This is a genomic window from Clostridium sp. UBA5712, from assembly GCF_002419845.1.
GTDB classification, from domain to species: Bacteria; Bacillota; Clostridia; order Clostridiales; family Clostridiaceae; genus Clostridium_J; species Clostridium_J sulfidigenes.
On sequence record NZ_DIGW01000001.1, the window covers coordinates 87,490 to 100,930 of the forward strand.

Consider the following 13,441-nt stretch of genomic DNA (forward strand, 5'->3'; position numbering starts at 1 on the left):
GAGTTCTACGTCTTTAATCTTAATCTAGAAAAGGAGTTTCTCTTTCTATATATACTTTATGCCAAATTAAGAATATAAGTATTGTCCAAATCTTTCTACTTAAGTCAAATGGACCCTTTCTATGATCTTCTACTAATTTAATAGCAGCAGCTTTATTTACAAATTCATCAGCATTACTATTTTTTATTATGTCCATAGCCCATTGATAAAGTTCATCCTTAAGCCATAATCTTATTGGAACTGGGTATCCCAGTTTTTTTCTATCTAGAGCAGTTAAGAATGGTAATTCTGATTTAAAAGACTCTCTTAATAAGTATTTTGTTACATGACCATTGATTTTTTCATCTGCAGTGAGCTTTGAAGCAACTTTAAACACTTCTTTATCTAGGAAAGGTACCCTAAGCTCTAAAGAATGAGCCATAGTCATTCTATCAGCTTTAACAAGGATATCTCCAGTAAGCCATGTATTAAAATCTACAAACTGCATTTGAGTAATAGGGTCATACTGAGCAGCTCTATCATAGATATCATTCATAGATCGCTTAATTGTATATTTTGACTCATACTTATTAAGTATTCCTTCTTTTTCATCATCTAAGAAGATTTTTGCATTACCAACATAACGCTCTCTCATAGGAGTACAGCCTCTATCAATAAAGCTTTTTCCTCTTGTTCCTTCTGGTATAAGGGATGCACCAGATTTTAAGGCTTTCTTTAAGAAGCCAGGTACATAATCAAACATTTTTAACGAATTAGGTTCATGGTAAATAGTATATCCACCAAATACCTCGTCAGCGCCTTCTCCAGATAAAATAACTGTAACATGCTTAGCTGCTTCTTTTGCTATAAAATAAAGTGGTATAGCTGCAGGGTCTGCTACGGGTTCATCCATATGCCAAATTATTTTAGGTAATTCATTGGCAAATTCTTCATAAGAAACTATTTTACTTATGTTTTCTAGCCCTAGTTTATCAGCTGATTCTCTAGCTAAATCAATTTCACTATATCCATTTCGGTCAAAACCTATGGTAAAGGTCTTTAAGTCCGGCATGTGTTTTTTTGCTAAAGCAGTTACTACAGTAGAATCAATCCCACCTGATAAGAAAGATGCAACAGGAACCTCAGATTGCATATGCAGTTCAACGGAATCTTCTATGGCCTTACGAATTTCTTCCATCTTTTCATCTTTAGGTCCTGGAGTAGGGTTAAACTTGATCGAATAATAGCAACTTATTTCATGAGCTTTACCTAATTCTTTCTTTATAATATGACCTGGTTTTAAAACCTTTATATCCTTTAGTAGAGTTTTAGGTTCAGGTACAAATTGGAATGTAAGATAGTCATGAAGTGCTCCATTATCAATATCAACACAGTCGCTATCTGGATTAGCATGAAAACTCTTAAGCTCAGAAGCTACATAAAGTCCAGTTTCATTTTCTGTATAATAAAATGGCTTTATTCCAAATGGATCTCTTCCACCTAAGAATACTTTTTTCTTTCTATCCCAAATAATAAATGAGAACATTCCTCTAAGTTTCTCAACAAACTTATCTCCTAAATGAGTATATAATGTAGCTATTACTTCTACCTCTGAGTTAGTAGTAAAACTATAGCCTTCTTTTATTAATTCATCTCTTAAAGATATATAATTATATATTTCTCCATTAAAAACTATTTCTAATTCATCCTTATAAGAGTAGGGTTGAATTCCGTTTGCCAAATCAAGAATACTTAGTCTTTTAAAACCTAAATAAACATTTTCGTCCATATACTCTCCATCTTGAGTTGGGCCTCTATGTTTAATAACTTCTCTCATATCACGAAGAGTTTCTTTCTTTTCTTCTAGTATTTTAGAATTGCTAAAAAACGTTACAAATCCGCACATCGATAATCCTCCTTAGTGTTTATACACATAAAAATATTTTACAATATATATCTATCTTAATCAATATATTCATTATTATATAATTAGTAGTACCTAACTATTATTTCTATCACATAGTATACCATATTTCTACATGAAAAGTTATATAAGTTGGATAACTTTTCAACCAGGATAAGAACTTTAAAATGGTTGTAATAAAATGTAAAAATAATCAGATAATTATTTTATGGAAAAAAAAGGTAATTAAACATTGTAATAGAATAATAATAATAGAATCAATATGGTATTAATTAAGGGGAGAGAGATTATGAGTAATTGTTGCGGTAAAAATATCTGTTTTTATTATTATGGAGAGGATCATTTGGTGATTAATCTATATAAATACATAAAACAGCAAATAGAAAATAATAACTATGTTTATCTTTATGTAGATGAAGATATATATAAATTACTTACTAATAATTTAGATTCAAATGAAAGATTAATGATAGAAAATATTAAGATGAGTAGTATATTAATGTCATCCTATAATGAAAATATAAACTCTACGATGATTTCAAAGTTTTTTAGAGATCTTAAAGCCAAAGCCTCAAATTCAGGATTTTGGGGAGGTTGCTTTATAATAGATGGTGCTAAGATATTAAATAATACATGCAATACAATATTTCAAGAATTTATTAAAGCTTTATCTAATATATGCGAAGAGGAACGTATAGATATATTGACATCCTATGACTTTTTAGATTATGTAAATAGAGGAAAAACTATTACTGAAGACATTATGAGAGGCTCCTATAAATACCATGATTATAGGATGTTTGGAAATGAAATTTTACCAATAGAATCCTTTCAAGTAGAGAGTAATATAGTATAGAAAAATTTGGCTATTACATTCTCTTATAGGTAATAAAGTTCTATAGAAAAGAGTGATAAATAAGTCTATTGACACACATAACGGCTATGATATTATATAAATATAAATGACATTGAAATTATTTATATTTAATGTCATAAAGATTTAATTATATCGAGATAATAGTTAGTATATATAGAAAAGAGGAAGAAAAATATGTCAATAGTTAATATAAGTGATAAAGCTACTACTGAATTCTTACAATTTTTAAAGGATAATGAAGTTACCACAGATACAGTAAGAATTCATTTTGCAGGTATGGGTTGTGGTGGTGCTGTATTTAATCTAGTTTTAGATGAGAAAAAAGATACTGATAACATAGAAGTAGTAGAAGGACTTACATTTTTAGTAGATAAGGGAGTTACTGAGCAATTTGGTGAATTAACAATTCTTTCTGCAGACGAAAATGGTAGAGGTGGGTTCTCAATAGAACCAGAAAAAAAACCAGAAGGTGGCGGTTGTGCTGGTTGCACAAGTTGCGGTTAAATTTAATAAATAATAATTATATTACTGAAAGTGCAGTGTTAAACTTGTTTAATATTGCACTTTTTTTAGTATGTATATTTATTTCAAATAAAATCTATTAATAAATCCAATGATAAATACAATTGACATTCATAGTAATATTTATTAGTGTAATAAATATGTAGATTCATTGACACAATAGTAATGTATCTATAAAACTGAAAAGGAAAAGAGGTAAAGATTATGTCAACAGTTAAAATAAGTGATAAAGCTACCGTTGAATTCTTACAATTTTTAAAAGATAATGAAGTTACAGCAGATACAGTAAGAATTCATTTTGCAGGTATGGGATGAGGCGGCCCATCATTTAATCTAGTTTTAGATGAAAAAAAAGATACTGATAACACAGAAGTAGTAGACGGACTTACATTCTTAGTAGATAAGTCTGTTACTGAGCAATTTGGAGCTCTTACTATTCTTTCAGGCGAAGAGAATGGTAGAGGTGGATTTTCTATAGAGCCTGAAAAGCAAGCTGAAGGTGGCGGATGCTCAAGTTGTAGTAGCTGCGGCTAATGAATAAGTAAAATCTTATATTAAAATAAAAGTGCAATGTTAATTTTATTTAGCATTGTACTTTTATTTTAATATACTTATTTCCATCTATAGAAAACATATTTGAGTATAAAACTTTTCATATTGTTTAAACTAATGGTGACAAATAAGTAGGAGGGAAATATTATGGCAAAAGCAGGAATGAGAAGACCAGATCCAAAAGATTCACATGGTACAGAAAGTAATAAACATAATCACTTTCCTAAAAATGAAGTTCATCCAGTACCAGAACTTCAAGGAAGGGCTAAAACTTCAGATAAAAAATCTAAGCCAATTAGCTATGATGGAAAATGGTAAAATAATGTGAGAATAAAAATAAAGTACACATTATGGTAGCAATTTAAACTAAAAGAAGTAATAAGCAGCACTTACTTAAATAAAGAGTAGGTGCTTTTATTATGGTTAGATTACATGATTTAAAGGATTAATCATTGCTTACTAGACTTTCTTTTTATATCTTTTATATGCTATAATACTATAGAAATTCAAAAGGAAAAATGGAGGAAATAGTAAATGAATGAAAATAATAAGATTGATATATATGGTCTAAATAAAAATTTAAAATACTTTATAGAAACATGGGGTTGTCAAATGAATGAAGAGGACTCTGAAAAATTATCTGGTGGATTAAAACCATTAGGATATGTAAGAACTGACTCTAAAGAAGAAGCGGATATAATTATCTTTAATACATGTTGTGTTAGGGAAAATGCTGAGCAAAAGGTAGATGGAAACCTAGGGGCTTTAAAAAAACTAAAAAAAGAGAACCCTAATAAGGTTATTGCTGTTACAGGTTGCATGATGCAACAAGAGGGAATGGCAGACAAAATAATAGGTAAGTTTCCTTTTGTAGACATAATTATAGGAACTCATAATGCCTATAAGTTTACAGAATATCTTGGAAGAGCTTTAGGTGGAGAAAGACCTATAATAGAAATTTGGGATAAAGAAGCAGATATAATAGAAGGAGCTCCTATTGATAGAGCAAGTACTATAAAAGGCTTTGTTACAATAATGTATGGTTGTAACAACTTCTGTACTTATTGTATAGTTCCCCATGTAAGAGGACGTGAAAGAAGTAGAAACTCTGCTGAAATAATAAAAGAGATAGAGAGTATGGTTAAAGAGGGATATAAAGAAATAACCCTTCTTGGACAAAATGTTAACTCCTATGGTAAGGGATTAGACGAAAATATTAACTTTGCAGAACTTTTAAGAAGAATAAATGAAGTAGATGGTATTGAGAGAGTGAAATTTATGACTTCTCATCCAAAGGACTTAAGTGATGAAGTAATTGATGTAATTGCAGCTGGAGATAAGTTATGTGAATCTATTCATCTTCCAGTACAATCTGGATCATCAAGAATATTAAAAAAGATGAATAGACACTATACTAGAGAGCAGTATTTAGAATCAATTAGAAAAATTAAAGAAAGAATTCCTAACGTAGCATTAACTACGGATATAATTGTAGGATTCCCAGGAGAAACTGAAGAAGATTTTGAAGATACTTTAAGTCTAGTTAAAGAAGTTGAGTATGATTCTGCCTTTACCTTCTTATATTCTAGAAGGGGTGGTACTCCTGCAGACTTAATGTTTGACCAAGTAGATGAAAAAGTTAAAAAAGAGAGATTTAATAGATTAGTTGAAGTCGTTAATGAAATTTCTGCTAAGAAAAATAAGCTTTATGATGGAAAACTTGTTGAAGTTCTTGTAGAAGGTGAAAGTAAAAGTGATGATACAAAATTAACCGGAAGGACAAGAACAAGTAAACTAGTTAATTTTACTGGTAATAAAGAAAATATAGGTAAGTTAGTTAATGTTAAAATCACTAAAGCAAATTCTTTTTCATTAATAGGAGAAGAAGTATAAAAGCGACTTTGTCGCTTTTTTTAAATAATTATGAAGGAGAGATATATATGGCATTAACTCCAATGATGCAACAATATTTTCAAATTAAAGATAAATATAAAGAATGTATCTTATTTTTCAGACTAGGCGATTTCTATGAAATGTTCTTTGATGATGCTAAAGTTGCATCAAAGGAGTTAGAATTAACACTAACGGGAAGAGATTGCGGTCTTGAAGAAAGAGCTCCTATGTGTGGGATTCCTTTCCATGCAGCTAAGAATTATATTGGAGCCTTAATATCAAAAGGGTTTAAGGTAGCTATTTGTGAGCAGGTAGAAGATCCAGCAGTGGCTAAGGGAATTGTAAAGCGGGATGTAGTAAAAATTTATACCCCAGGAACTTACACAGAAGCTTCCTATTTAGATGAGAGTAAAAATAGCTATACAGCTAGTTTATATGTGAAAGAAAATTACATTGCATTGGCCTTTTGTGATGTGTCTACAGGGGATTTCTATACTACTGAATTTAAATATAATATTAATGTACTTATAGATGAGCTGTGTAAATTTAATCCTCGAGAGATAATTATTACAGAAAACTTTAACCAAGAGATTATGGATGAAATTATAAATAGAACATCCTTTTATATATCCCACTTCCAAGACGATAATTTTAATATGGAAGAAGAAGATCTTAAAGAACAGTTCTTGAACATAGAAATAGATAAATTGTCAGAAATAGTAACTAAAACTTGTAATGGATTAATTAGATATATAAAAGAAACTCAAAAGGTTTCCTTGACTCATATAAACCATATAGAGATATATGATATCTGCACCTATATGACCATAGATGTTAACTCAAGAAGAAACCTTGAACTGGTAGAGAATATCAGAGATAAAGGAAAAACAGGAACTCTTTTATGGGTTATAGATAAAACAAATACATCTATGGGTGGAAGAAGAATTAGAAAGTGGTTAGAAGAGCCTCTAATTATTAAGGAAGATATTTTAAATAGACAAGATGCCATTGAAGAGTTTACTAAGGATATAATCTTAATGGAAGATTTAAAGGAAGCTTTAAATAGCATTTATGATATTGAGAGATTGGTTGGTAAAATAAGCTCTACTGCAATAAATGCAAAGGAACTTATATCATTAAAGCATTCCATTGCTAAAGTTCCAAGGATTAAAGAACTTATTTCTAATCTTACAAGTCCTTTAATGAAGGATGTTTATTCTAACTTAGATGAGCTAAGAGATATTTGGACTTTTCTCGAAAGCTCTATTATGGATGAACCTTCTTTGTCTGTTAAGGAAGGTAATATTATTAAAACTGGTTATAATTCATTAGTAGATGAATTAAGAGAAAGTAAAACTAATGGAAAGCTTTGGCTTGCAAATTTAGAAAATGAAGAGAGAATAGCTACAGGTATAAAATCCCTTAAGATTTCTTATAATAAGGTTTTTGGATATTATATAGAAGTTACAAAATCTAATCTTTCCTCAGTGCCAGAAGGAAGATATATTAGAAAACAAACTTTGTCTAATGCTGAAAGATATATAACTCCTGAGCTTAAGGAGATGGAAGATAAAATCTTAGGAGCAGAAGAGAAATTAATTGCTCTTGAATATTCTATATTTACAGAGATTAGAGAAAAATTAGAAGAAAATATAGAGAGAATGAAAAATACAGCTAAGCTTATATCTGAAATTGACTGTATATGGGCTTTGGCTATGGTTGCTAGAGAACATAACTATGTGAAACCTGTAATTAATACTGAGGGAATCATAGAAATTCAAGAGGGCAGACACCCAGTTGTAGAAATTATTACAAAGGCAAATAGCTTTATATCTAATGATACTACCTTAGATCTTGAAGACAATAGACTTATGTTAATTACTGGTCCTAATATGGCTGGTAAGTCTACATATATGAGACAGGTAGCTTTAATTACATTATTAGCTCAAATGGGAAGTTTTGTTCCTGCCAAAGAAGCAAATGTTTCTATTTGTGATAAAATATTTACTAGAATAGGAGCTTCTGATGACTTAGCTGGTGGTAAGAGTACCTTCATGGTAGAAATGTGGGAAGTATCAAATATTCTTAATAATGCTACCAATAAGAGTTTGGTTCTTCTTGATGAAGTTGGTAGAGGTACTAGTACCTACGATGGACTTAGTATTGCATGGGCAGTTATAGAGTATATATGTAAAAATTCAAATATTAAATGCAAAACCCTATTTGCCACACATTATCATGAATTAACTAAGCTAGAAGGAGAAATTCCAGGAGTGAAAAATTACTCTATTTCAGCAAAAAAAGTAGATAATAATATTATATTCTTACGTAAAATTATAAAGGGTGGAGCAGATGAATCTTATGGTATAGAGGTTGCTAAGCTTGCGGGATTACCTTCAGCAGTAATTTCTAGAGCAAGAGAAATTTTAGAAACTTTAGAAGATGGCACTTCAAAAGATATAATCAAAGAAGAAGCGAAAACCGTAATTCCATCTACAGAGAAATTAGAAAAAATAGAAAAAGAAATTTGTTTAACTCAGCAAATAGCTTTTGAAGATGTAGCGATGCAAAACCTAATTGACGAAATTAAATCTATAGATGTACTTAATCTTACACCTATGGATGGATTTAATAAATTATACGATATTATAAAAAAAGCTAAGAATATATAGATAAAATAATTATTTAAGGTGGGTGTATTATGAGAAGAATCAATTTATTATCTGAAAACACTGCCAATAAAATTGCAGCAGGAGAGGTTGTTGAAAGAGCTAGTTCTGTTGTTAAGGAATTAGTGGAAAACAGCCTTGATGCTGATAGTAAAAACATAACTATTGAAATAGAAGATAGTGGCAATAAGCTTATAAGAATCACAGATGATGGACGTGGTATTCATCCTGAAGATATAAAAATAGCTTTTTTGCCTCATGGTACAAGTAAGATAAGTTCCGTAGAGGATATTTACGACATTCAATCCTTTGGATTTCGTGGAGAAGCTCTTGCTAGTATAGCTGCTGTTTCAAAGGTAAGACTAAAATCAAGGATGGAAGCTTTTGATTATGGTAGAGAGATCTATATTGAAGGTGGAAAAGTAATCTATGAGAAAGATGTAGGTTGTAATTTAGGAACGGAAATTGAAGTTAAAGATTTATTCTTCAATACTCCAGGGAGACAAAAGTTTCTAAAATCACATCAAAGAGAAAAATCTATAATAAATGACTTGGTATTAAAGCTAGCTCTAGGAAATTATAAGACTTCTATAACCTTAATTAATGATGGAAAACAAACCCTTAGAACCTTTAGTGAAGATGAACTAGATAAAACCCTTAGAATTTTATATGGAAAAGAAGTATATGAAAATGTAATACCAATAGAAAACCATAGCGATATTTTATCTGTATATGGATATATTGGAAAAGAAAGTATTAGTAGAGGTAGTAGAAATAGACAAAGCATTTTTGTAAATAAGAGACTTATTAAAAGTTCTTTAATAACTGCTGCGGTAGAGAATGCATTTAAATCCTTTATTATGGTAAATAAATTTCCCTTCTTCGTTATACACATTGATATATTTCCAGAATTTATAGATCCCAATGTACATCCAACTAAAAATGAAGTTAAGTTTTTAGAGGAAAGAGTTTTATTTAAAACTATATTTGATGGAGTTCATAGTGCATTAAAAGAAAGCTTAAAGAAGAGTTTTATTATACCAGAAGAAATAGAGGATTTAGCTATAGTTCAAGAGGATAAACTACATAAAAGTTATACTTCTTCAGAACCTAGTCAAATTGGATATTTAAATGATAATCACTATACTAGTGAGGATAATAATTTAGGTTATAATAAGGATTTTGGATTTAATAAAGAAGCAAATTATAATGACAAACCTTCTTATATAAGAGAAATTCCTATTGAAAATCAAGTTGAACCTAAAGGAGATAATATATATTCTAATAAGGAAATATCAAGGATTCCTAAAATTCCACCAATTAAACTTATTGGACAGTGTTTTAATAGTTATATAATTGGTGAATATTTAGATGAATTGTATTTAATCGATCAGCATGCTGCTCATGAGAAGATATTATTTGAAAAGTATAGAAAAAATATAGGTAATTTTAATGTGGTAAGTCAGATTTTAGCTGTACCTACAATCATTCCATTAACCTTTGATGAATATGCAATTTATAAAGATAATGAAGAAATTTTCTTAAATGCAGGATTTGTGGTTGAAAGTTTTGGTGAAAATGACGTATTAGTTAGAGAAGTTCCAGTGTTTTTGGGGAAACCTCATATAAACAATTTGTTTCATGATATGATAGAAAATATAAAATCCATGGGCAGTGGTTTAACCATAGATATAAAATATGATAAAATAGCTTCTCTTGCTTGTAAGGCAGCTGTAAAGGCTAATGATAAATTGTCCGATGTAGAGATTCTATCCCTCCTTGAAGAGTTAAGGTATATAGATGAACCATTTACATGTCCACATGGTAGACCTACTATAATTAAATATTCATTAAAGGAAATAGAAAAAAGTTTTAAAAGAATTTAGTATGAAGGGATTAAAGCAATGAAAGATTTATTTATATTAGCAGGACCTACTGGTATTGGCAAAACAAAGATTTCAATTCATATTGCCAAAGAACTTAATGGGGAAATAATATCTGCTGATTCTATGCAGATATATAAGAAGATGGATATTGGATCTGCTAAGATATCCAAAAAAGAGATGAATGGTGTGAAGCATCATCTCATTGATTTTTTAGATCCTAGTGAAAACTTCAGTGTGGCAGAGTTTAGTTCTTTGGCAAAGGAAACCATTGAAGAAATAAGCATTGAAAATAAGCTTCCCATGCTGGTAGGTGGCACTGGGCTTTATATTAATTCTCTTATTTATAATTATAGTTTTGCTGAGACTAATAAAGATGAAGCTTATCGCAAAGAACTAGAACAGTTAGCCTTAGAAAATGGAGTAGAATATGTTCATGAGCTGTTAAAAGCCGTTGATGAAGTGAGTTATAACAAGTTATATCCCAATGATCTTAAAAGGGTAATTAGAGCTTTAGAGGTTTATAAGGTAACAGGAATTCCTATATCTGAAGCAGCTAAAAATGATGAGATTTTTGATATACCTTACAAAGTTTATTATTATGTATTAAATATGAATAGAGATAAGCTTTATGAAAGAATTAATCATCGTGTTGACTTAATGTTAGACGCTGGTCTTCTAGAAGAAGTAATAAGGTTAGAAAAAGAAGGATATACCACAGATATGCAATCTATGAAGGGAATAGGTTATAAAGAGCTATTACAACATCTTCATGGTGAAGTTTCTAAAGAGAAGGCTATAGAAAATATAAAGCAATTTAGTAGAAATTATGCAAAACGTCAGCTTACTTGGTTTAGAAAAGATCCAAGGGTTAAGTGGATAGACAAGGATGATTTTTCTAATGATGAGGATGTAGCAAAATTTATTATTAATGATTATAAAGAGAAAAAATATAAAGACTAAGTTAATTTTAAATATTGTATAAGATATATAGATAGCTATAAATATTAAGGAATTATTTGCTTAATATTTATAGCTATGTTAGTATTAGAATGTTATTTTATGTTTAAGGAGCGATTTTTTATGATAGAAAAAACTAAAGAGTTTTTAATAAATAACTTTAAAATAAATGAAGAAGTTTTTAAAGTATCAGAAGAAGCTTTAAAGGATATTCAAGAGCAATTTTCTATGATGGATGATATTCGAGAATATAATCAATTAAAAGTTCTTAGTGCCTTGCAAGCTGAAAGAGTTAGTGATATGCATTTTACTAATTCTAGTGGATATGGTTATGGTGATGTTGGTAGAGATACTTTAGATAAGGTTTTCGCTAGAGTATTTAATACACAAGCAGCCCTAGTTAGGCCACACTTTGTAAATGGAACTCATGCTATTGGATGTGCTTTATTTGGCAACCTACGACCAGGAGATACAATGCTGAGTATATGTGGTTCACCTTATGATACCTTACATAACATTATAGGAATAACTAAGGATGTAAATATAGGCTCTTTAAAGGAATATGGGGTAAACTATAAGCAATTAGAGTTGACAAGTGCAGGTAAAGTTAATATTGAAGAGGTTCAAAAGACTTTAAAAGAAGACAATAGCATAAAACTTGTACATATTCAAAGATCTACAGGATATGGGTGGAGAAATGCACTGTTAGTAGAGGAAATCGGTGAAATAATAAAGTCAATTAAAGAAATCAAACCAGAAGTAATTTGCTTTGTTGATAACTGTTATGGCGAATTTATAGATACTATAGAGCCAACAGATGTAGGAGCTGATCTTATAGCTGGTTCTTTAATAAAAAATATTGGTGGAGGAATTGCTCCAACAGGTGGTTACATAGCAGGTAAAAAAGCCTATGTAACTCAAGCAGCATATAGATTGACCATTCCAGGTATAGGCGGAGAGTGTGGTTCTACCTTTGGTGTAATGAGAAGTTTATATCAAGGATTATTTTTAGCTCCTCACGTGGCTATGGAAGCTGTAAAGACAGCTATATTCTGTTCAAGGGTAATGGAGCTTTTAGGCTTTGAGGTACTCCCAAAATATGATACTAAGAGAAGTGATATCATACAAGCTGTTAAATTTAATGATAAAGATAAATTAATTCAGTTTTGCAAGGGTATTCAAGCTGGTTCTCCAATAGATTCCTTTGTAGAATGTGAACCTTGGGCTATGCCTGGTTATGAAGATGAAGTAATTATGGCTGCGGGTGCATTTATACAAGGTTCTTCCATTGAACTTTCTGCTGATGCTCCAATAAGAGAGCCATATATAGCATATCTTCAAGGTGGATTGACCTTTGATCATGGAAAAGTTGGAGTTTTAATGGCTATATCTAGAATATTATCTTAATTAGGAGTTAAATTAATAGATATATAATAAATTTATTTTATTATATAAAAAATATTAAGAAGCTATTATAGCTTCTTAATATTTTCTATAGATTCCTGATAGTTTACCTAAGATTTTGCAATCGTCAACAATTATTGGCTCCATGGTGGAGTTTTCTGGTTGTAGTCTAATATGCCCATCTTCTTTAAAAAAAGTTTTTATAGTGGCTTCATTTTCTATTAGAGCAACTACAATATCTCCGTTAGATGCAATAGAAGTTTTTTCTATTATAGCTAAGTCTTTATCATGGATTCCAGCTTCTATCATACTGTCACCTTGAACTTTAAGTATAAATAATTCATTTGTACTGTTTACAAAGTCAAGGGGGATAGTTAGATAATCTTCTATACTTTCTTGGGCAAGTATAGGAATTCCAGCTGTAACTTTACCTATAATAGGAATATTAATCATTTCTTTTTTATTATGAGGTTCTTGCAGTAATTCTATTGCCCTTGGTTTAGTTGGGTCACGTCTTATTAAGCCTTTTTTCTCAAGTCTAGTAAGATGACCATGAACCGTAGATGTTGAACTTAAATTTACAGCTTCACAAATTTCTCTTACTGAAGGGGGATACCCTTTAGTATTAACTTGATTTTTAATAAACTCATAAATTTCAGATTGTTTACCACTTTTAATTTCAATCATGAAAACACCTCTCAATCTAGATAATTATACCATAAGAAATAAAGAATATCAAACCTTTGTTCTCATATAGGAAAATTATTGTAGTAAATTT

The 13,441-nt window shown here is 30.1% G+C and carries 10 protein-coding genes; 8 read left to right on the plus strand and 2 right to left on the minus strand.

Translation table 11 applies throughout. From position 1 onward, the window contains the following. Positions 1–19: 19 nt before the first annotated feature. Positions 20–1,885 carry an asparagine synthase (glutamine-hydrolyzing) gene (asnB, locus tag B3B03_RS00410; protein ID WP_035132270.1) on the minus strand — a complete coding sequence of 622 codons (1,866 nt, stop codon included), beginning with the start codon at positions 1,883–1,885 and terminating at the stop codon, positions 20–22. Between the two features lie 307 nt (positions 1,886–2,192). Here asnB and B3B03_RS00415 point away from each other — a divergent pair, with 307 nt between their 5' ends. The 8 genes from B3B03_RS00415 to B3B03_RS00450 all read left to right on the plus strand — a co-directional run bounded on the left by B3B03_RS00415 (position 2,193) and on the right by B3B03_RS00450 (position 12,666). Beyond that, positions 2,193–2,759: an MEDS domain-containing protein gene (locus tag B3B03_RS00415; RefSeq protein WP_035132272.1), complete on the plus strand. Its 567-nt coding sequence runs from the start codon at positions 2,193–2,195 to the stop codon at positions 2,757–2,759. Between the two features lie 195 nt (positions 2,760–2,954). Further along, positions 2,955–3,284, plus strand: a complete 330-nt coding sequence (locus tag B3B03_RS00420) for a HesB-like protein (RefSeq protein ID WP_035132274.1) — start codon at positions 2,955–2,957, stop codon at positions 3,282–3,284. Positions 3,285–4,001: 717 nt separating this feature from the next. Then, on the plus strand, positions 4,002–4,172 hold the full coding sequence (locus B3B03_RS00425; protein WP_167403110.1) for a hypothetical protein: 171 nt from the start codon (positions 4,002–4,004) through the stop codon (positions 4,170–4,172). Between the two features lie 216 nt (positions 4,173–4,388). Then, on the plus strand, positions 4,389–5,747 hold the full coding sequence (miaB, locus tag B3B03_RS00430) for a tRNA (N6-isopentenyl adenosine(37)-C2)-methylthiotransferase MiaB (RefSeq protein ID WP_346876196.1): 1,359 nt from the start codon (positions 4,389–4,391) through the stop codon (positions 5,745–5,747). Positions 5,748–5,794: 47 nt separating this feature from the next. Then, positions 5,795–8,419 carry a DNA mismatch repair protein MutS gene (mutS, locus tag B3B03_RS00435; RefSeq protein WP_346876197.1) on the plus strand — a complete coding sequence of 875 codons (2,625 nt, stop codon included), beginning with the start codon at positions 5,795–5,797 and terminating at the stop codon, positions 8,417–8,419. A gap of 29 nt (positions 8,420–8,448) precedes the next feature. Further along, positions 8,449–10,302: a DNA mismatch repair endonuclease MutL gene (gene mutL / locus B3B03_RS00440; RefSeq protein WP_346876198.1), complete on the plus strand. Its 1,854-nt coding sequence runs from the start codon at positions 8,449–8,451 to the stop codon at positions 10,300–10,302. 18 nt (positions 10,303–10,320) lie between these two features. Beyond that, the gene (gene miaA, locus B3B03_RS00445; RefSeq protein WP_346876199.1) at positions 10,321–11,262 is read left to right on the plus strand and encodes a tRNA (adenosine(37)-N6)-dimethylallyltransferase MiaA; all 942 of its coding nucleotides are present in this window, start codon (positions 10,321–10,323) and stop codon (positions 11,260–11,262) included. Between the two features lie 120 nt (positions 11,263–11,382). Further along, the gene (locus B3B03_RS00450) at positions 11,383–12,666 is read left to right on the plus strand and encodes a methionine gamma-lyase family protein (protein ID WP_346876200.1); all 1,284 of its coding nucleotides are present in this window, start codon (positions 11,383–11,385) and stop codon (positions 12,664–12,666) included. Positions 12,667–12,741: 75 nt separating this feature from the next. Here the strand turns inward: B3B03_RS00450 and lexA are convergent, their stop codons facing one another. Further along, positions 12,742–13,350, minus strand: a complete 609-nt coding sequence (lexA, locus tag B3B03_RS00455) for a transcriptional repressor LexA (RefSeq protein WP_035132284.1) — start codon at positions 13,348–13,350, stop codon at positions 12,742–12,744. Positions 13,351–13,441 lie beyond the last annotated feature (91 nt).

Excerpts from the sequence above, each read along its gene's own strand:
- asnB (WP_035132270.1), bottom strand. The coding sequence starts at position 1,885 with ATGTGCGGATTTGTAACGTTTTTTAGCAATTCTAAAATACTAGAAGAA.
- B3B03_RS00415 (WP_035132272.1), top strand. The coding sequence starts at position 2,193 with ATGAGTAATTGTTGCGGTAAAAATATCTGTTTTTATTATTATGGAGAG.
- B3B03_RS00420 (WP_035132274.1), top strand. The coding sequence starts at position 2,955 with ATGTCAATAGTTAATATAAGTGATAAAGCTACTACTGAATTCTTACAA.
- B3B03_RS00425 (WP_167403110.1), top strand. The coding sequence starts at position 4,002 with ATGGCAAAAGCAGGAATGAGAAGACCAGATCCAAAAGATTCACATGGT.
- miaB (WP_346876196.1), top strand. The coding sequence starts at position 4,389 with ATGAATGAAAATAATAAGATTGATATATATGGTCTAAATAAAAATTTA.
- mutS (WP_346876197.1), top strand. The coding sequence starts at position 5,795 with ATGGCATTAACTCCAATGATGCAACAATATTTTCAAATTAAAGATAAA.
- mutL (WP_346876198.1), top strand. The coding sequence starts at position 8,449 with ATGAGAAGAATCAATTTATTATCTGAAAACACTGCCAATAAAATTGCA.
- miaA (WP_346876199.1), top strand. The coding sequence starts at position 10,321 with ATGAAAGATTTATTTATATTAGCAGGACCTACTGGTATTGGCAAAACA.
- B3B03_RS00450 (WP_346876200.1), top strand. The coding sequence starts at position 11,383 with ATGATAGAAAAAACTAAAGAGTTTTTAATAAATAACTTTAAAATAAAT.
- lexA (WP_035132284.1), bottom strand. The coding sequence starts at position 13,350 with ATGATTGAAATTAAAAGTGGTAAACAATCTGAAATTTATGAGTTTATT.